General features: G+C 54.2%; 16 protein-coding genes. 15 read left to right on the top strand and 1 reads right to left on the bottom strand.

Features of this window, described 5'->3' with window-relative positions; translation table 11 throughout:
- Nucleotides 1–73 precede the first annotated feature (73 nt).
- The 13 genes from nifD to NSS79_RS28105 all read left to right on the top strand — a co-directional run bounded on the left by nifD (nt 74) and on the right by NSS79_RS28105 (nt 15,236).
- Nucleotides 74–1,531, top strand: a complete 1,458-nt coding sequence (gene nifD / locus NSS79_RS28165) for a nitrogenase molybdenum-iron protein alpha chain (RefSeq protein WP_342437038.1) — start codon at nt 74–76, stop codon at nt 1,529–1,531.
- The gene (gene nifK / locus NSS79_RS28160; protein WP_342437037.1) at nt 1,528–3,087 is read left to right on the top strand and encodes a nitrogenase molybdenum-iron protein subunit beta; all 1,560 of its coding nucleotides are present in this window, start codon (nt 1,528–1,530) and stop codon (nt 3,085–3,087) included. Before nifD ends, nifK begins: the two co-directional genes overlap by 4 nt.
- Before the next feature lie 142 nt (nt 3,088–3,229).
- A complete protein-coding gene (nifE, locus tag NSS79_RS28155) occupies nt 3,230–4,594 on the top strand; it encodes a nitrogenase iron-molybdenum cofactor biosynthesis protein NifE (protein WP_342437036.1) in 1,365 nt (454 codons plus the stop codon).
- Nucleotides 4,584–5,912, top strand: a complete 1,329-nt coding sequence (gene nifN / locus NSS79_RS28150; protein ID WP_342437035.1) for a nitrogenase iron-molybdenum cofactor biosynthesis protein NifN — start codon at nt 4,584–4,586, stop codon at nt 5,910–5,912. The genes nifE and nifN overlap by 11 nt, the downstream gene beginning before the upstream one ends.
- Nucleotides 5,887–6,291, top strand: coding sequence for a nitrogen fixation protein NifX (gene nifX, locus NSS79_RS28145; protein WP_342437034.1), 405 nt, complete (start codon nt 5,887–5,889; stop codon nt 6,289–6,291). Before nifN ends, nifX begins: the two co-directional genes overlap by 26 nt.
- Nucleotides 6,275–6,841 carry a DUF269 domain-containing protein gene (locus tag NSS79_RS28140; RefSeq protein WP_342437033.1) on the top strand — a complete coding sequence of 189 codons (567 nt, stop codon included), beginning with the start codon at nt 6,275–6,277 and terminating at the stop codon, nt 6,839–6,841. The genes nifX and NSS79_RS28140 overlap by 17 nt, the downstream gene beginning before the upstream one ends.
- A gap of 37 nt (nt 6,842–6,878) precedes the next feature.
- Nucleotides 6,879–7,631, top strand: coding sequence for a HesA/MoeB/ThiF family protein (locus NSS79_RS28135; protein WP_342437032.1), 753 nt, complete (start codon nt 6,879–6,881; stop codon nt 7,629–7,631).
- A complete protein-coding gene (locus tag NSS79_RS28130) occupies nt 7,628–8,770 on the top strand; it encodes a homocysteine methyltransferase (protein ID WP_342437031.1) in 1,143 nt (380 codons plus the stop codon). The genes NSS79_RS28135 and NSS79_RS28130 overlap by 4 nt, the downstream gene beginning before the upstream one ends.
- Nucleotides 8,771–8,979: 209 nt before the next feature.
- Nucleotides 8,980–9,753, top strand: coding sequence for a Cof-type HAD-IIB family hydrolase (locus NSS79_RS28125; RefSeq protein WP_342437030.1), 774 nt, complete (start codon nt 8,980–8,982; stop codon nt 9,751–9,753).
- 244 nt (nt 9,754–9,997) lie between these two features.
- Entirely contained in the window at nt 9,998–11,398 is a 1,401-nt protein-coding gene (locus NSS79_RS28120; protein ID WP_342437029.1) for a collagen-like protein, read from the top strand.
- Nucleotides 11,399–11,622: 224 nt separating this feature from the next.
- Nucleotides 11,623–13,314: an alpha-glucosidase gene (locus tag NSS79_RS28115; protein ID WP_342437028.1), complete on the top strand. Its 1,692-nt coding sequence runs from the start codon at nt 11,623–11,625 to the stop codon at nt 13,312–13,314.
- A gap of 140 nt (nt 13,315–13,454) precedes the next feature.
- Complete coding sequence (locus NSS79_RS28110; protein ID WP_342437027.1) at nt 13,455–14,189, top strand: class I SAM-dependent methyltransferase; 735 nt, start codon at nt 13,455–13,457, stop codon at nt 14,187–14,189.
- A 42-nt stretch (nt 14,190–14,231) separates the two neighbouring features.
- The gene (locus NSS79_RS28105) at nt 14,232–15,236 is read left to right on the top strand and encodes an MBL fold metallo-hydrolase (RefSeq protein WP_342437026.1); all 1,005 of its coding nucleotides are present in this window, start codon (nt 14,232–14,234) and stop codon (nt 15,234–15,236) included.
- 215 nt (nt 15,237–15,451) lie between these two features.
- Here the strand turns inward: NSS79_RS28105 and NSS79_RS28100 are convergent, their stop codons facing one another.
- Nucleotides 15,452–16,051, bottom strand: a complete 600-nt coding sequence (locus NSS79_RS28100; protein WP_076110813.1) for a phosphatidylglycerophosphatase A — start codon at nt 16,049–16,051, stop codon at nt 15,452–15,454.
- Nucleotides 16,052–16,322: 271 nt separating this feature from the next.
- Between NSS79_RS28100 and NSS79_RS28095 the strand changes: the two genes are divergently transcribed.
- On the top strand, nt 16,323–17,447 hold the full coding sequence (locus NSS79_RS28095) for a GerMN domain-containing protein (RefSeq protein WP_342437025.1): 1,125 nt from the start codon (nt 16,323–16,325) through the stop codon (nt 17,445–17,447).
- 187 nt (nt 17,448–17,634) lie between these two features.
- Nucleotides 17,635–18,393 (top strand): ribonuclease PH, encoded by a 759-nt coding sequence (gene rph, locus NSS79_RS28090; RefSeq protein WP_342437024.1) that lies wholly within the window; start codon nt 17,635–17,637, stop codon nt 18,391–18,393.

Genomic DNA, 18,393 nt, shown 5'->3' with positions numbered 1-18,393 from the left:
AATCGCTCATTGTGGCACGAGAAACCACGCAGGCGGCTTAGGCTTCCTGCACCACGAAAAGGAGGGTCAGCAAATGGGACTGGATATCGAGGCGAATAAAAAACTGGTTGAAGAAGTGCTGGAAGCCTACCCCAAAAAAGCGAAGAAAGACCGGGAAAAGCATTTTCAGATCAATACGGAAGAAGCGAAAACCTGCGGCACATGTGCGCTGAAGTCCAATATTAAATCCCGTCCCGGCGTTATGACGCCGCGCGGATGCTCCTATGCAGGGTCTAAAGGTGTCGTATGGGGACCGATCAAGGATATGGTTCATATCAGCCATGGCCCTATCGGATGCGGCCAATACAGCTGGGGGACCCGCCGCAATTATGCCAACGGGACGCTTGGGATCGACAATTTTACCGCCATGCAGATTACAAGTGATTTCCAGGAGACGGACATCGTGTTCGGCGGAGATAAGAAGCTTGAAGTGATTATGCGTGAGATTACCGAGATGTTTCCGCTCGCCAAAGGGATTTCTGTTCAATCCGAGTGTCCGGTCGGTCTGATCGGCGATGATATTGAAGCAGTATCCAAAAAAATGGCCAACGAGCTGGAGATGCCGATCGTTCCGGTGCGCTGCGAAGGGTTCCGGGGTGTGAGCCAGTCCCTGGGCCATCATATTGCCAACGATGCAATCCGTGACTTCGTGCTCGGCAAAGCTGAACTGGCTGAAACCGGCCCTTATGATGTCAATATTATCGGCGATTATAATATCGGCGGTGATGCCTGGGCTTCCCGTATCCTGCTGGAAGAAATGGGTCTTCGCGTCATTGCCCAGTGGTCCGGCGACGGTACCTTGAATGAGCTGGAAATTGCCCATAAAGCGAAGCTTAACCTGATTCACTGCCACCGCTCCATGAACTACATGGTTGAGCATATGGAGAAGGCCTACGGTATTCCTTGGATGGAATACAACTTCTTCGGCCCTTCCAAAACATATGAGAGCCTGCGCGCCATCGCCGCTTTGTTTGACGAGACGATCCAGGAGAATTGCGAGAAGATGATCGCGAAGCATAAACCGGAAATGGATGCCATTATTCATAAATTCAGACCGCGGCTGGAAAATAAAAAAGTGCTCCTGATGATCGGCGGCTTGCGTTCCCGCCATACGATCGGCGCTTATGAGGATCTCGGCATGGACATCGTGGCTTCCGGCTATGAATTTGCCCATAAAGATGATTACGAGAAGACCTTTCCGATGATGAAGGAAGGCACGATCATTATGGATGATCCAACGGCGTATGAACTGGAAGAGCTTGCACAGAAAATGAATGTTGACCTTGTGGGCTCGGGGGTTAAGGAGAAATATGTATACCACAAGATGGGGGTTCCGTTCCGCCAAATGCACTCCTGGGATTACAGCGGTCCGTATCATGGCTTCGACGGCTTCAAGATTTTTGCCAAAGACATGGATATGACCGTGAACAGCCCGGTGTGGAATCTGATTAGCAAGAAGGAAAAAGTCCAGGCAGAGGGGGCGAGCATATGAGTAAAGACAGACTGGAGATTCCGGATTATAACTCTTTGTTCTCGGAAGACCGCTTCGTGCAGCAGCGGGAGAATAAAAGGCAGTTCGAAGCGCCCTGCAGCGAGCAGGAAACAGCTGAAGCACTTGCGTACTCTCAATCCGCGGAGTATATGGAGAAGAACTTTAACCGTAAAGCGGTTGTCATCAATCCGCATAAAGCCTGCCAGCCGCTTGGCTCGATCATGGCCGCGCTCGGTTTTGAGAGGACCTTGCCCTTCGTGCACGGCTCGCAGGGTTGCAATTCTTATTTCCGCAGCCATCTAAGCCGTCATTTCAAAGAGCCTACCCCTGCTGTTTCTTCTTCCATGACCGAGGATGCGGCTGTATTTGGCGGCATGAGCAATCTGATTGACGGCCTGGAGAACAGTATTGCCCTCTACAAACCGGAGATGGTTGCGCTTTGTACGACCTGTATGGCCGAGGTTATCGGCGACGACCTGTCCTCCTTCATCGGCAATGCCCGTCAAAAGGGTGTGATTTCGGAAGACTTCCCGGTTGCTTTCTGCAACACGCCAAGCTTTGTCGGATCACACATCACCGGGTATGATTCGATGCTGAAAGGAATCCTCAGCTATCTGTATGACCGCTCAGGCATTCAGGCTACACCGGGAAGCGGCGAAGAAACGGGGGAGAAGCTGAATGTTATGCTCGGTTTCGAGCCATACACCGGCAACTTTGCGGAAATTCGTAAAATTCTGAATGCCTTTGATACCAAATATACGTTCCTTGGCGATCACAGCGGCAACTATGACTCTCCGGCTACGGGAGAATACGAATATTATTACGGTGGAACGAAGCTTGATGATGTGCCTCTGGCCGCTAACGCGCTCGCTACGCTGTCGCTGCAGAAATACACGCTCAAAAAGACGCAGGATTATATCGGCGAAACCTGGAAGCAGCCGGTCGCTGCGATGTCCACACCGCTCGGCATTACAGGAACCGACAAGCTGCTGGATACCATCAGTGAGCTGACAGGTCTTCCGGTGCCTGCATCGCTTACTGAAGAACGCGGCCGGGTAGTAGACGCCCTTATGGACAGCCACCCTTACATTCATGGCAAGCGGGTGGCACTGGTCGGTGATCCCGACCTGCTCATCGGACTCATCGGGTTCTGTCTGGAAACCGGTATGGAGCCTGTGCATATCGTCTGCTCGAATGGGGATGTGGACTTCAATGATGTGAAATTCAAGGAGGAAGCCGAGGCGCTGCTGGCCTCCAGTCCGTACGGCTCGGAAGCTGCCGTTTATATCGGCAAAGACCTGTGGCATATGCGTTCACTGCTGCTGAACGATCCGGTGGATCTGGCGATCGGCAGCTCGCATCTGAAGTTCGCAGCCAAGGATGCAAATGTGCCGCTGATCCGGGTGGGGTTCCCAATCTTTGACCGTCATCACATGCACCGTTATCCGGTTCTTGGATACCAAGGTGCACTGAATTTGCTCAGTCTGATCGTAAATACTGTTCTGGATGAGCTTGACCGCAACCATTCCGGGTTCAACTTTGATCTGGTACGGTAAGAGAAAACACATGAATTTCTATGAATATAAAATAGTTAAGTTCCCGGCGTTCTCGTTTTCCCCGGATAGTCGCTCTCCTGTTTCATAGATGCAGGATTGCCTGTAGTAAGCATCCACCTTTAACGAAGGAGATGAAGAGCCGATGGACCCTGTGCGAAAAGACGAATTTGATTCCGAGGCTTGCGGGAGCCTCTCCCCCAAATCCAAGCCTTGTCCGCGGCCCAAACCGGGTGAAGCGGCCGGAGGCTGCTCCTTCGACGGAGCCCAAATCACATTGCTGCCGATTATGGATGCCGCGCATCTTGTCCATGGTCCGATTGCCTGTGCCGGGAACAGCTGGGAGAGCAGAGGGGCGTTGTCCAGCGGGCCTTCTCTGTCCCAGTATGGCTTCGCTACGGATCTTAACGATTCCGATATTATTTTTGGCGGGGAAAAGAAACTGAAGGAAAGTATCGACTATATTGCCGGGCGCTTTGCGCCTCCGGCAATATTTGTATATTCAACCTGTGTGACGGCTCTGATCGGCGAAGATATGGATGCGGTGTGCAAGGAGGCAGGGGAACGTCTGCATATCCCTATTATTCCCGTGAACAGCCCGGGTTTTGTCGGCAGCAAGAATCTGGGCAACCGGCTGGCGGGTGATGCTCTGCTGCAGTATGTGATCGGGACAGGTGAACCGGAGCCGGGAACTCCGCTCGGTGTCAATTTGATCGGTGAATATAATATTGCCGGTGAAATGTGGGATATCGAGAAGCTGATGAACAGTGCCGGAATCGCCGTAACCTCGCGTATTACAGGAGATGCCAGATATAAGGAGATTACCTGGGCGCACCGTGCCAAGGTAAATATGGTGGTCTGCAGCCGCGCGCTGCTCGGTCTTGCCAAAGAGATGGAGTCGAGATATGGCATTCCTTATTTCGAGGGCTCTTTCTACGGGGCCAAGGAAACGACGTATTCCCTGCGCCAAATGGCGTATCTGATGAATGACCGTGAAATGGAGCGCCGGGTCGACCGTTTGACCGAGCGTGAAGAAAGCCGGCTGGCCTTGGATTTGCGTCCGTACCGCAAGCTGCTGAAAGGGAAAAAGGCGGTTTTGTACACCGGCGGTGTTAAAAGCTGGTCCGTGATTTCCGCACTTAAAGAACTGGGTGTTCAGGTGGTTGGAGTGGGCACGAACAAAAGCACAGAGGATGATGTGCGGCGTATTGCCGACCGGGTAGGGGATGACACCGAATATATTCCGGAAGGCGGTGCGAGCCGGATTCTCAAAACTGTACGGGAACGTAAAGCTGATATCATGATCGCCGGCGGGCGCAATATGTATGTGGCGATGAAGGAGCAAATTCCTTTTATTGATATCAACCAGGAGAGGCACAAGGCTTACGCCGGGTATGAGGGGCTGCTGCGGCTGGCCAAGGAGCTGACGTATTCCCTGGCGAATCCAATCTGGAAGCTGGCCTCCAGTCCTGCTCCATGGGATAAGGAGGCCCCGCCCTATGACCGTTAACCGGAGAAAAAAGCCCGCCTCGGTCAACCCGATCAAGATTGGCCAATCGCTGGGGGCTGTTCTGGCCCTTCAAGGCTGCTATCGCGCCATGCCGCTGATCCATGGCTCCCAAGGCTGTTCCGCTTTTCCCAAAGCGCTGCTTACCCGGCATTTCCGCGAGCCAATCGCCGTACAGACCTCGGCGCTGCAGGAAATGGATGTTATTTTCGATGCTAACCGCAATTTGGAGGAGGCGCTCAATCTTGTGCTGAGCAAGCACCGGCCCGATATTATCGGCATTGTGGGAACGGAGTTGACCGATGTGGCCGGAGTGGACTACCAAAGCCTGCTCAAGATGTATAAGCGGGAACGCAATATGCGCGGCGGGCTGGCGTTCTCTGTCGTGCTGCCCGACTTTCGGGGCTCATTGGAGTCAGGGTTCGGCACTACAGTGGAGGCAATGATCGACGAGATGATCCAGCAGGTTGGACACCGGGGTTCAAGGAATGTAAATACCCGCCAGATTACGCTGCTTCCGGGTTCCTTTCTGACACCTGCAGATGTGATGGAGCTGAAGGAAATGATCTCCTCCTTCGGATTTGACGTTATTGCTGTACCGGATATATCCACCTCGCTGTCCGGCCATCTGCTGACCGGGTTTTCCCCGCTGACCCGAGGCGGTGTGCCGCTGGATTCCATGCTGCAGAGCCTGCAGTCCGGTCTTACGATTGCCGTCGGAGCCAGCATGGAACGTCCGGCCAGGAGGCTGCACAATGCACTGGGCACACCCTACAAGGTATTTAGTGGAGCCATGGGACTCAAGGCAACAGATGATCTGCTGCATTTCCTGCATCAGATCAGCGGCGAGCCGGTGCCGCTCCGTTATTGCTGGCAGCGGGAGAATCTGCTTGACAGCATGCTGGATGCACATTTCCAATTTGCCGGAATGTCGGTGGTGGCTGCGCTGGAGCCGGATCATCTGTATTCCGTCTCAAGCTGGCTTGAGGAATTGGGCATGGAACAAAAGTCGCTGATTGCATCCTATGAGACTCCGATTGTTGCAGGTATGGAACGGGAGGTATGGGTAGGTGATCTGGATGATGCTGAGGTGCTCGGAAAAGACGCGGATTTATGGATCAGCAACTCGCATGGGATCGCAGGAGCAGAACGTATTGAAGCTGCATTTCTGGCAGCTGGTTTTCCGGTCTGGAGCGAGCTTGGGGCGTATATGTCCGTTTCGGTCGGCTATAGGGGTGCTATGGAATGGAGTAATAAAGCTGGGAATTTGTTGATGCGAAGGGAGGCTGAGCGCCGTGAAGGTAGCGTTCGCCACAGATGACGGAAACCGTGTAAATGCCCATTTCGGGCAAAGTCCAATGTTCGCTGTTTACAATGTGGCCAAAAATGGCGGAGAGCTCTTGGAGCTGCGCAAGCTCCCCGCCCTGCTCAATGAGGATGAAGCAGGCAGGATCGACAGCCGCCTGGAGGCGATAGGTGATTGTACCCTGATCTTCATTATGCAGATCGGGGCCTCCGCAGCGGCGAGGGTCACCCGCCGCAAGATTATGCCGGTGAAGGTACCCTTTGGCAGTCCGATTGATGAGCAGGTGAAACGGCTGGTGGAAATGCTTCAGGGCAAACCGCCCATGTGGCTGGCTAAGGTGCTGCGGGCGGAAGAAGAAGGCGAAGGGGAGGGAGCAGATGGAACCCATGGCTAAGACGAACATTAGTCTGTCAGGAGAAGCGGCACAAGAAGGCGCGGCAATACAACGCCGCAGCCGCTCCAGCCACAAGCCGCTGGAACCGGATACGGCGGATGCTTTTGTCCGGCGTTTATGCTATCTGCTGGATACGGAAGACTTCTTTGGCAAATACGCTTCCTTTACGCCGCAGGCAAAGATCGCCAAGCAGTTTCTGGCTTCCGCCGAGGATAAAAGCAAGTCGGAATTTAACTGTGCCGTATCTCCGGAAGTGCGGCATCAGGTGCCGCTCGTCTTTCAGGCCGTCGCCGGCGTGATGGAAGAAAAAAGCGGCGTTATCGTACAGAGCACCGCCGAGATTAATGGAGAAGGCTTCGGGCGCGGACTGCTGTACACCGGCCGGGTGATCCTCGTTCTCAAAAGCCTGCGGGCCGGTTTCCCCTTTCCGTTCACGGCGGAAGAGAAGCTGATCCGCTACGGGGTGGAGTGTGTGGAGGAAGGGCTGGTTTTTTTGCATAAATATAAGGAAATTACGGCCCTGCACGGTTTGCTTAGCCTGGAGGGCTAGCCAGTAAACGAATATCAGTCGCAGGGGGGAGACGGGGATGGAGCAGCTTGCCGGAGGTTTGGAGCTGGAACGGTATGCCCGGCAGCTGAAGCTGCTTGGAGAAAGCGGACAGCAGGCGCTGAAGGAAGCGACGGTTATGGTGGCCGGAATCGGCGGACTTGGAGGAACGGCTGCACTGTATTTGGCAGCGGCTGGCGTCGGCAAGCTTATTTTGGCCCATGAGGGAATCATCCTTGCACCGGATCTCAACCGGCAGATTCTTATGGACAGCGATCACCTGGGCATGGAACGGATAAGCACGGCGGCAGCGCAGCTGAAGCGGCTGAATCCGCATGTGGAGATCGAAGGGCATAATTCCAAAATTGAATATAAGATTGCTAAACCCTGGGTAGAGAGCGCCGATGTTGTGATTGACGCCCGCTATGATTTTCCGGAGAGATATACGTTGAACCGCATTTGTGTGGATACCGGGACGCCCATGGTGGAAGCTGCGATGTACGGCTTTGAAATTTCGCTTACCACTGTTGTTCCCGGGGAAACGCCCTGCCTGGAATGCCTATATCCAGATCTGCAGCCGCAGTGGGAACCGTTCGGGTTTCCAGTTTTGGGAGCTACGTCCGGAATTGCGGGTTGTTTGGCAGCACTGGAAGCCGTAAAATGGATTACAAGGGTAGGGACAACTTATGCGGGCGTAATGCATCGCTTCAGCTCACTCGACTTCGCCTGTTACAGCGTTGGGCTTACCCGTAATCCGAATTGCGCTTGCTGCGGAGAAGGAGGTAAACCGTGAAAAGTCTCAAGCTATGTGACACGACACTTAGGGATGGTGAACAGGCGGCTGGAGTTTCATTCACGAGGGCGGAAAAGCTGGAAATCGCAAAGTTGCTGTCGGAGTGCGGAGTAGAGCAGGCAGAGGTAGGCATTCCTGCCATGGGCAAGCGGGAGCAGGAGGATATTGCGGCAATCGCCGAACTGGGGCTTCCCATGAAGCTTACGACCTGGAACCGCTCGGTCCTTGGCGATATCGACAAGGCGCGCAGTACCGGAGTGAACTGGAGCCATGTGTCCATTCCGGTCTCGGAGATTCAGCTTCAGGGCAAGCTTGGGCTGACGCCGGCTGAGGGGCTGAACAAGCTGCTTCGTGCGGCGGAGCATGGACTCAGGCTGGGAATGACGGTGTCAGTAGGGATGGAGGACTCCTCCAGAGCGAATATGCACTTCCTGGTTGAATTGGTGAACAGCCTGTATAAAGAAGGAATCCGCTGGTTCCGTTATGCGGATACCGTATCTGCCCATCATCCCGGGCAGATGGCGGAGCGGGTAAGCACGCTGCTCGGCGCGGTTCCCGCGGATGTGGAGCTGGAAGTACACTGCCATAATGACTTCGGGCTGGCATGCGCCAACACACTTAGCGGCATTGCCGCAGGTGCGGTTTGGGCCAGCACCACCGTAGCCGGCATTGGCGAACGCACGGGCAACGCGGCCATGGAGGAAGTTGCCATGGCCTGGCGGCATTTGTACGGCGGGGAGAGCGGTGTGCGGATGGAGCTGCTTAAGGGTTTGGCGGATAAGGTTATTGCCGCCTCCGGGCGCAGTGTCGGCGATGCGAAGCCGATTGTGGGGCAGCTGGCATTTACGCATGAGTCGGGAATCCATGTGGACGGGCTGATGAAGCAGAAAAGTACGTATCAGACCTTTGATCCTGCGGAGGTAAGGCGGACGCACCGTTTCGTGCTGGGCAAACATTCCGGGAGCAATGGTGTAATCCATGTGCTGGAACAGAGAGGACTTGAGGTGAATGCCGACACGGCGGGGCGTTTGCTGGAACGGGTCCGCGTATACGCGGAGGCCAGAAAAGACACCGTTCCGGAGTATTTGCTGGTGCAGTGGCTGATGGAGGAACAGCAGCGGGCCCAGAATGCGGTTTGAGCACCTGGAGCAAGTGATGAAGCAAGCAGCATACCGCTTCCTTTGTGGAGGCGGAACGCTGCTTGCTTTTTTTGGCGGGTATTATTGTTCAGAACGTTCTTCTGCTGTAAAAAAACAGCGTTTATTGTTGAAAACTTGCATAGCTTACTGTAAGCAACTACAATCTGAGCAGGATTGATTCATAGAGAAAGCAAGAAGGATGGAGAGCCATGACTACAAAAACGATTTTTTTTGATATTGACGGTACGATTTATGATGAGGATAAGCAGGTGCCTGCCTCCACCAAGGAAGCTATCGCGGAGCTCCAGCGACGGGGCCATCATGTGGCCATCGCTACAGGGAGAGCCTCCTACATGTTTGAGGATCTGCGGGAAGAGCTGGGGATCGATTCGTATGTTTCGCTTAACGGACAATATGTTGTTTTTGAGGGGGAAGTGATTTACCGCAATCCGCTGGATACGGTTGCCCTGAAGGAGCTTACGCTGTTCGCCGAGAAGCAGGATCAGCCGGTAGCCTATATTGATGCCATTGACATGAAGGTGAACGTTGCGGAGCATGAGTATATTCAGACGAGCATAGGATCGCTGAAGCTGGCCTTTCCGACGCATGATGCGGAGTATTTTCTGCTGAATGAAATTTATCAGGCGATGATCTTTTGCCCGAAGGAGAGTCAGGATATGTATGCGGAAGCCTACCCCGGCTTCAAATTTATCCGCTGGCATCCGCTCTGTATGGATGTTTTGCCGGGCAACGGCTCGAAGGCTAACGGCATTGCCCAAATGATGAAGCATCTCGGGGTGAAGAAGGAAGATATTTATGCTTTTGGCGATGGCCTCAATGATGTAGAGATGCTGCAATTTGTCGGTCATGGCATCGCGATGGGCAATGCGGAGGATGAGGTTAAGGCCGTGGCTCCTTATGTCACCAAGCATGTCAGCGAGAACGGGATTTATGAAGGATTAAAGATGGTGGGTTTGCTGTAGGTTGGGGATTTTGCGGGTAGAAGGAATAATACAGATCTCGTTTGAAACTAAAGGACTTTCATTGCAGAATCTGCAATAGAATAGTCCTTTTTTTTGCTGTCGCCGAGAGTTCGGTTCTATTAGCTGAAGACGGAGGTGACAAGGCTAAAAACGCAAAAATATATAATTGCCTACGAGACGGATGTCTATGCCCTTCAATAGGTGAATGGAGTAGTATACATAAAGTCTATTGGAGGTGTTGAGGATGGGTCGCTCTGAGCATAAGACTAAGGAGCGGGGATGCAAGAAACCGGATATGGCTTGCCCCTTGCCAAGAAAAAAACATCGAAAAACAAAATGTGCAGTAAACCGAAAATGCCACTGTAAGGAAATTATCGTCAAAAAGCAAATCGTTCGCGTTAATATTCCCTTGGGGGCATTAGGCGCCGCTGGAGCCGCTGGAGCATTGGGAGCGGCAGGAGCTGTAGAAGCACTGGGTGCAGCAGGTGCGGCCGGAGCTGCGGGAGCACTCGGCGCCGCCGGCGCAGCAGGGGCAGTGGGAGCGACAGGTGTAGCTGGAGCGCTCGGTGCTGTAGGCGCCGCTGGAGCGCTCGCAGCCGCCGGAGCCGCCGGAGCACTCGGGGCAGCGGGAGCGACTGGAGCATTAGGCGCTGCCGGAGCCGCCGGACTTTTGGGCGCCGCCGGAGCTGCTGGCGCTTTAGGTGCAGTTGGTGCGACAGGAGCACTCGGTGCTGCCGGAGTAGCGGGAGCATTGGGCGCCGCTGGAGCCGCCGGCGCTTTAGGTGCAGTTGGCGCGACAGGAGCACTTGGTGCTGCCGGAGTAGCGGGAGCATTGGGTGCAGCGGGAGCCGCCGGAGCATTGGGGGCCGCCGGAGCCGCGGGAGCCGCCGGGTTGGTAGGCCTCCCGGGACCGGCAGGGCCAACGGGCCCTGTAGGCGCGGGCGGACCCGCAGGACCAGCAGGACCGGCAGGACCAACGGGTCCCGTAGGTGCTGCCGGAGTAGCAGGGCCACCCGGACCTGTAGGACCAGGCGGACCCGCAGGAGCGCCCGGACCCGTAGGGCCAGGCGGAGCCCCGGGACCTGTAGGTCCAACGGGAGCCGCAGGCGCAGTGGGACCCGCCGGAGTTGCCGGACCGGCAGGTCCTGCCGGACCAGCGGGAGCCACCGGAGCGACAGGAGCTGCCGGCGCAGCGGGCCCAGCAGGAGCAACGGGTGCAACGGGTGCCGCAGGGGGGATAGCCCAGTTCGGATATGTGTATAACCTCGGAGCGCAGGTTGTGCCGATCGAGGCGGATGTTTCTTTTGATACCAACGGGTTCCTTACACCTGGAATTACACATGCCCCGGGAACGACTACAATCTCGGTTGCGAATGCAGGCATTTATGAAGTTAATTTTTCAGTATCGGGTGTAGAACCAAGTCAATTTGCCTTATTCGTAAATGGCGCGCTCGTTCCGGGCACCGTGTACGGCTCAGGTGCGGGTACGCAGCAGAACACGGGGCAGGCCATATTCGCCCTTTCTTCCGGCGATGTACTGACCCTGAGAAATCACAGCTCCTCCGCAGCAGTCACGCTGCAGACGTTGGCTGGCGGCACACAAGCCAACGTGAATGCATCTATTGTGATTAAGCAATTGAGTTAGTATATTCATACACTGTATGTCCGGGATTATACAGTTCGATAAAAGGGTGGAAAGACTTCCGAAAGGAGCTTTTCACCTTTTATAATTCATATAACAGAAGAGAGTTGTTATCGTCTTCTTCCAGTGTGGTTAAGATATATTAATATGTCCGGGCGAAGCCGCGCCGGTTTCGCCGGAGACAGGATCTTAAACTACAGGAATTGAAGGAAGCGGAGGGAACCGGAGTGAACCCTAAATGGTGGAAAGAAAGCGTCGTGTACCAGATTTATCCGATCAGTTTTATGGACAGCAACGGTGACGGCATAGGCGATCTGCGCGGGATTATTTCCAAACTCGATTACCTGCAGAATCTGGGTGTCGATGTCATCTGGGTGTGTCCGATTTATAAATCGCCAAACCATGACAACGGCTATGATATTAGTGATTACTGCGACATTATGAAGGAATTCGGGACGATGGATGATTTTGACCGGCTGCTCAGTGAGATGCATTCGCGCGGCATGAAACTGATGATGGATCTGGTGCTAAATCATACCTCCCATGAGCATCCGTGGTTTATTGAATCGCGAAGCTCGAAGGATAATCCCAAACGGGATTTTTATATATGGAGAAAAGGCAAAAACGGCGGTCCGCCAAACAACTGGGAATCCTATTTCAGCGGCACGGTCTGGGAGCTGGATCCGGTGACGGACGAGTATTATCTCCATCTGTATTCCAAATATCAGCCGGATCTGAACTGGGAAAATCCTGTGGTAATCGACAAGCTGCATGAAATGGTGCAGTGGTGGCTGAAAAAAGGGGTCGACGGGTTCCGGTTTGACGCGATCGCCCACATTGTGAAGGCGGAGGGTTACCCTGATGCGCATAATCCGGGCGGAACGCCGACGGTGCGCGCCTATGATATGTTCTCTAACCTGTCGCATGTGCACACACTGCTGCAGAATCTGCATGATCGGGTGCTGTACTTCTACGATATTATGACGGTTGGCGAAACCTCGGGCCTCGGGCCGGAGCAGGCGCTGGATTATGTCGGGGACGGACGCCGGGAGCTGAACATGACCTTTCAGTTTGAACATATGAATCTGGATGCCGCCTCACCGGGCGGAGGCAAGTGGGATGTGGTTCCCTGGCGCCTGACGGAGCTCAAAAAAATCATCAGCAACTGGCAGACCGTCCTGCATGACCGGGGCTGGAACGCCAATTATTTATGCAATCATGACCAGCCGCGTTCGGTATCGAGGTTTGGCGACGATCTCTTCTACCGTGTTCCTTCGGCCAAAATGCTGGCCACCTTTATTCATATGCTGGAGGGTACGCCTTACATTTATCAGGGTGAAGAAATCGGCATGACGAATGTGGCTTTTAAATCCATCGACGAATACCGGGATGTGGAAACACTCAATTATTATGAGGAAAAGCGTTCAAACGGCGTACCCGAAGCCGACATTATGGCCGCCATACACCAAAAAAGCCGGGATAACGCCCGCACACCGATGCAATGGGATGATGGAGAAGAAGCGGGCTTCACAACCGGTGTGCCTTGGATCAGAGTGAACTCCAATTTCAAGGAGATAAATGCGGCTAGTGCAGTCAAAGATCCCGATTCAATTTTTAACTACTATAAAAAGCTGATTGAGCTGCGGAAAAGTCATCAGGTGATCGTTTATGGTGAATATGGACTGTTGCTGGAGGAGCATCCGGAGATTTATGCCTATACCCGTACGCTGGAGGAGCAGCGGCTGCTGGTGATTTTGAATTTTTATGGCCAGGAGCCGGTGTTCGAGCTTCCGGGTGAATTCCAGCCGGAGAAGCTGGAGCTGCTGATCTCCAATTATGCCCCTTCCAAAGAGGAAGATCTAAGGAACCTGAAGCTTCGTCCTTATGAGGCAAGGGTATATCTGCAGCGTCAACGTTGAATAAGCAGAGAGTTGCCATGGCGCGGGAAGTATGGCGAAATGGCGACTCTTTTTTGAGTTTGCCGGCAAAAGGGGTTACAATTGCGGTACATTAGCATACATAGAGAGGTTTTTGCAGGTGCTGAGGGAGGAGAGAAATCATGAGTGAGTGGTATGAAGAGAGCTTTGGAGAAGACTATTTAATTGTCTACAGACACAGGGACTTCGGAGGGGCACGCCGCGAAGTGGAAAAGATGATCGACTGGCTTGCGCTTCCCCATGGCGCCAAAGTGCTGGATCTCTGCTGCGGGATGGGGCGTCATTCGCTGGCACTCTCGGAGGCCGGGTACGAGGTTACCGGTGTAGATTTATCCGAGGCGTTGCTGAGGGAGGCGCGTTCCCAGAAGGGAGCCGGATCGGTGACCTGGATACGCTCCGATATGCGGAAACTGCCGCTGGATGGCGGTTTTGACGCAGTGGTTAACCTGTTTACTTCCTTCGGTTATTTTGAAGAGGATGAGGAACAGGTGAAGGTACTGCGGGAAATTCACCGGATGCTTAAGCCGGGCGGCAAGTTTATTATAGATTTCCTTAACCCTGCTTATGTGATCCGCCATCTTGTACCACATTCCATTCGTGAGGATGGAGACAATCTCATCGATGAGTCACGCCGGATCGAAAACGGTTATGTGATGAAAGACATCATTCTTACCTCCAAAACAGATCAGACGCCCCGCCGCTACCATGAACGGGTAAAGCTCTATTCGCTGGAACAGTTCAGCAAGATGATCGCAGCCGCAGAACTGCACCTCGAAGCTGTGCATGGCTGCTACGATGAAAGCGACTATGATGCAGAAAGCTCAACCCGGATGATCTTCCGGGGGATCCGGACTTAGATGGTTTCGGGAAGAAGACTTAGAGGAGGCGGCGAAGATTCCATGCGAAAGCCGGAAATCAAGATAAGAGACAGCGGCATTATCCAGATTTCGGTGCCGATGGCTCCGCCGCTGCGCCAGGTGAACAGCTATTTACTGCCAGACCGGGACGGCAACTTTACGGTGATTGACCCCGGCCCGCATACGCTTGAGGCGGAGCTGGCTTGGCAGGAGGTTATGCAGGAACTGGACTTCTCTTGGGACAAGGTGCACAGTGTTGTTGTCACACACCATCATCCCGACCATTACGGACTGGCCGGCTGGATGCAAGCCCGCAGCGGCAGCAAGGTGTGGATATCGGAACGGGCTCATGCGGAAGCCCGGATGACCTGGGGAGCGGAGGCCACTCTGAACGAGACGCTGCCGCTCCAGTTCCTCCGGCATGGGATGCCGGAGCCTTTGATTCAGGGGATCAGGGAGCATCTGGAGGGCTTCCTTCCCGAGGTAACCCCGCAGCCGGAGGTAACCTATATAAATGCTGCCACCCCTTTTCCGATGGGGGACCGTGAGTGGCAGCCGCTGGTTACCGGCGGGCATGCGCCGGGACATGTGTCGTTTTATCACGGCGGCAGCGGGCTTATGCTCTGCGGCGATGCTGTGCTGCCGCAAATCTCGCCCAATGTCAGCCTGCAGCCCGGCAGCGATCCGCAGCCGCTGCTGACCTTCATGGAGGGGCTGCGTGCGCTGCGCAGCTACCCGGTGGCGGTGGCGTTCCCGGGGCACCGGGAACCGTTCGCCGGCTTTGCGGAGCGGCTGGACAGCCTGCTCCGCCATCACGAGGAGCGGCTGGATGCCACAGCCGCCCTGCTGGGTGAAGGCCCGCTGAGCGGATTCGCCGTCTGCGAGGCTATGTTCCGCAGCCGCGTAACCAGCGCGCATCAGCTGCGCTTTGCCATGGGCGAGACGCTGGCGCATCTCGCCGAGCTGGTGCGCCGGGAGCGGGCGGCAGTAATAGAGCCTGCTCCCGGGACGGGTGGCAGCACGTTGTTCGCTGCTCTGAACCCGTAGAGCTGCTTTAAGCTCAAGCGGCGGCAGGACGTTGCCGCGCGCGGAGTGAAGAGGGCGGGGCTGGCGGGAATAAGCAAGCAATAGCGCAACAAAGCTAATAGAGAACAATACTTAAAGCCATGACACAGAGTGAGCGCGATATTTCCGCTGCACTGTGGCATGGCTTTTTATAGTTGCTGCTATTCTTCAAGGAATCTTGAATTAATCCCTGATGCTCACTCCGGCAAGTCGCTGCCAGCCGCTGGTTTCTTGGCGGCTTCTTCAACATCCTCGGGTGCATGGGGCAGGCCAAGCTCCTGTTCGCGTTCGGCTTGTTTGCGGTGGGCGATGCGGCTGCTGGCGGCAGCGGCTACAGCGCCTACGATGTCATCCAAGAACGTATGGATCTCTCCGGTCGTTTTGTCATTGAGCCGTTCGAGCACGCCGGGCTTCAGTTTATCTACATAACCATAATTGGTGAAGCCGATGCTTCCGTACACATTCACGATGGAAAAAGCGAGGATTTCATCGACGCCGTACAATCCTTCATCGTTCTCAATCATGTCCTGCAGCGGAGTAAGCAGCTTGCCTTCCTCTGCCAGTACATCCAGCTGGATGCCGGTCAGCACTGCGTTCTGCACTTCACGTTTGCTGAGCACCATCTCGACGTTATGGACACATTCCTCCATCGTCAGATTCGGATAATATTTCTTTTGCAGGAGCATGACCAGCTCGGCAATTTCTGTAACGGTCACTCCGCGTTTGTGCATCCAGACTTTAGTTGCTTCCGCAACGGCCTTGCTGTTGAGACTGTAAGGGATTTTTGCATCAGCCATCATCTGTCACCTCATAGTAAGTAGTAGTTTTATTGCCTCTTATCATTTCCTTTTCTTTCCCTTCGAAAAAATCTGAAGGTAGTGAGATTGTACAGATTCTGGCAGTCAATGTCCAGCAGGTGCACTATTTCTGTGAAGTGGAAGTGTAGTGACTTCCCTGCCAATTATTTTACGGCCAATAATTTAGGATAAGCCGTTGTTATTTTTTGGACAGAGGGCTCGTATACATAGCAGTACAATCTGGTATTAACCTTGAAAGGGGTAATTATTGATGAAACATATGAAGCAAATCCGCAATCTTTCGGCGGTTTGTCTGCTGACGGTTCCACTTGCACTGTCCGGCTGCGGTCTGTTTGGCTCAGAGTCGGCAGCGGTTGATCCGCCGCCGGGAGAAGTTGAGGCGCAAATGCTGGAGGTTAGCGGAACTACCGAGCTGGATTCCGGGGTGTTCGCACCGGTTGCCTCGGAAGAAAAAGAAGCTGTAGCTGATAAGGATGCCAAAGCAGCCGCACCGGCAGAGGCCGGGGAGCGGACAACCGTCTTTCTTGAAGATGGCAACGGATTGCTTGCCCCTGTATCGCTTAACCTGCCTAAAGGCGAGAGTTCTGCCATGCTGAAGGATTCGCTCACGGCACTGGTCAGCAAGGGAGCCTATGCTTCGTCTTTGCCTGAAGGTTTTCAGGGTGTGCTTCCTGCCGGTACGGAAGTGAAGAGTGTCTCCGTGGATAAAGATAAGCTGGCCGTTGTCGAGTTCAACTCTACCTTTAACGACTACGATCCGCTGGAGGAGCGCAAAATTCTCGAAGCAATTACCTGGACATTAACCGGCCAGGAGGGCATCAAGGGCGTGCAGCTCTGGGTGGAAGGCAAGAAATTGACGGAAATGCCGCTGCTCGGCATCCCGCTGGACCGCGCGCTGACACGCAGCATGGGCATTAATCTGCCGAAGCATGGAACACCGCTGATGAATTCCAGCGCAGTTACGGTTTATTTTTCCGCTGCAGCCCCTGATGGCGTTCATCAGTATTATGTGCCTGTAACCCGGTTTGTACCCGCGGGAGAAGAGCCGCTGAAAGCAGCCTTGAACGAATTAATTGCCGGACCGGAATCCGGAAACGGACTGGAGATGGTAATGACCCAGGAAACTGTGCTCGACTCGGTGAAAGCGGGGCAGAATGGTGTAGTTACAGTCTCTTTGACCGACGATATGTTTGCGGACGGCAAAAATGTTCCCAATGAGTTTCTGGAATCCGTAGTGCTGACAGTCGCGCAAAATGCTGAGGATGCTCCCGTCCAGATTCGCCTGAACGGCAAGGAGACAGTCACCGGAAGCAATAATGTTGATTACGGCAAGCCGGTTTCCGCTCCGGAATATGTGAACGAGCTGCCGTTATAAAATGCATCCGGCAGGCTGAAAAGATGCTTTTGTGCCTACTCTTTGGTAGAATAAAGTTTGCCAAGCAGAAACGGATAACGTCCTTAACCGGGATGTTATCCGTTTCTGCGGAAATCTAAGAAATGCAGTGATTTCCGGCAGGCAGCACACAAACTTTAGCTACACAAAGATGCAGGAGGCAGAAAACATGAGATCAAACGGACGTAACGACGACGGGCTCCGGCCGCTGACAATAACAACCCAAACGAATAAATACGCGGAGGGTTCCGTAATCATTGAGATGGGGGACACCAAAGTTATCTGTACGGCAACGGTGGACGAGAAGGTCCCGCCTTTTCTTAAAGGACAAGGCAAGGGATGGGTGACCGCCGAATATTCCATGCTTCCCCGGGCCACGCAGACACGCAACCAGCGTGAAGCGGCGCGCGGCAAGCTTACCGGGCGGACGATGGAAATTCAGCGTCTGATTGGCCGGGCGCTGCGTTCGGTTGTTAATTTGCAGGCGCTCGGCGAGCGCAGCATTACGCTGGACTGCGATGTCATTCAAGCGGACGGAGGCACACGGACGGCTTCTATTACGGGTGCTTTTGTAGCGATGGCTTTTGCGATCAACAAAATTGCGCTCCAGCACAAGCTGAGCGTATTCCCGATTACGGACTATCTGGCGGCAATCAGCGTCGGTGTGGTTGGCGACAAAACGCTGCTGGATTTGAACTATGAAGAGGATTCCAAAGCCAAGGTCGATATGAATGTGGTCATGACGGGCGGAGGCGCTTTTGTGGAGGTGCAGGGCACCGGCGAAGAGCGGCCGTTCACCCGTCAGGAGCTGGACCAGCTGCTGGGCTTGGGCGAGAAGGGGATTTACGAGCTGATCGACGTGCAAAAAGAAGTGCTTGGTCCCATCGCCCTCAAAATACCGTCCGGCCAGCCGGGCCGAGAGGTGTAG

Origin of the sequence: Paenibacillus sp. FSL L8-0436, from assembly GCF_038593025.1 — a bacterium.
In the GTDB taxonomy this organism is placed as follows: domain Bacteria; phylum Bacillota; class Bacilli; order Paenibacillales; family Paenibacillaceae; genus Paenibacillus_AQ.
The sequence above is the reverse complement of the archived record's forward strand: the minus strand, read 5'-3'. Positions and strand labels throughout refer to the sequence as shown.

Coding starts and splice junctions, on each gene's coding strand:
- NSS79_RS28120 (WP_342437029.1), top strand. CDS start 9,998: ATGGGTCGCTCTGAGCATAAGACTAAGGAGCGGGGATGCAAGAAACCG.
- nifK (WP_342437037.1), top strand. CDS start 1,528: ATGAGTAAAGACAGACTGGAGATTCCGGATTATAACTCTTTGTTCTCG.
- NSS79_RS28100 (WP_076110813.1), bottom strand. CDS start 16,051: ATGGCTGATGCAAAAATCCCTTACAGTCTCAACAGCAAGGCCGTTGCG.
- NSS79_RS28125 (WP_342437030.1), top strand. CDS start 8,980: ATGACTACAAAAACGATTTTTTTTGATATTGACGGTACGATTTATGAT.
- NSS79_RS28110 (WP_342437027.1), top strand. CDS start 13,455: ATGAGTGAGTGGTATGAAGAGAGCTTTGGAGAAGACTATTTAATTGTC.
- NSS79_RS28135 (WP_342437032.1), top strand. CDS start 6,879: ATGGAGCAGCTTGCCGGAGGTTTGGAGCTGGAACGGTATGCCCGGCAG.
- NSS79_RS28140 (WP_342437033.1), top strand. CDS start 6,275: ATGGAACCCATGGCTAAGACGAACATTAGTCTGTCAGGAGAAGCGGCA.
- NSS79_RS28095 (WP_342437025.1), top strand. CDS start 16,323: ATGAAACATATGAAGCAAATCCGCAATCTTTCGGCGGTTTGTCTGCTG.
- nifN (WP_342437035.1), top strand. CDS start 4,584: ATGACCGTTAACCGGAGAAAAAAGCCCGCCTCGGTCAACCCGATCAAG.
- NSS79_RS28105 (WP_342437026.1), top strand. CDS start 14,232: ATGCGAAAGCCGGAAATCAAGATAAGAGACAGCGGCATTATCCAGATT.
- nifD (WP_342437038.1), top strand. CDS start 74: ATGGGACTGGATATCGAGGCGAATAAAAAACTGGTTGAAGAAGTGCTG.
- nifE (WP_342437036.1), top strand. CDS start 3,230: ATGGACCCTGTGCGAAAAGACGAATTTGATTCCGAGGCTTGCGGGAGC.
- rph (WP_342437024.1), top strand. CDS start 17,635: ATGAGATCAAACGGACGTAACGACGACGGGCTCCGGCCGCTGACAATA.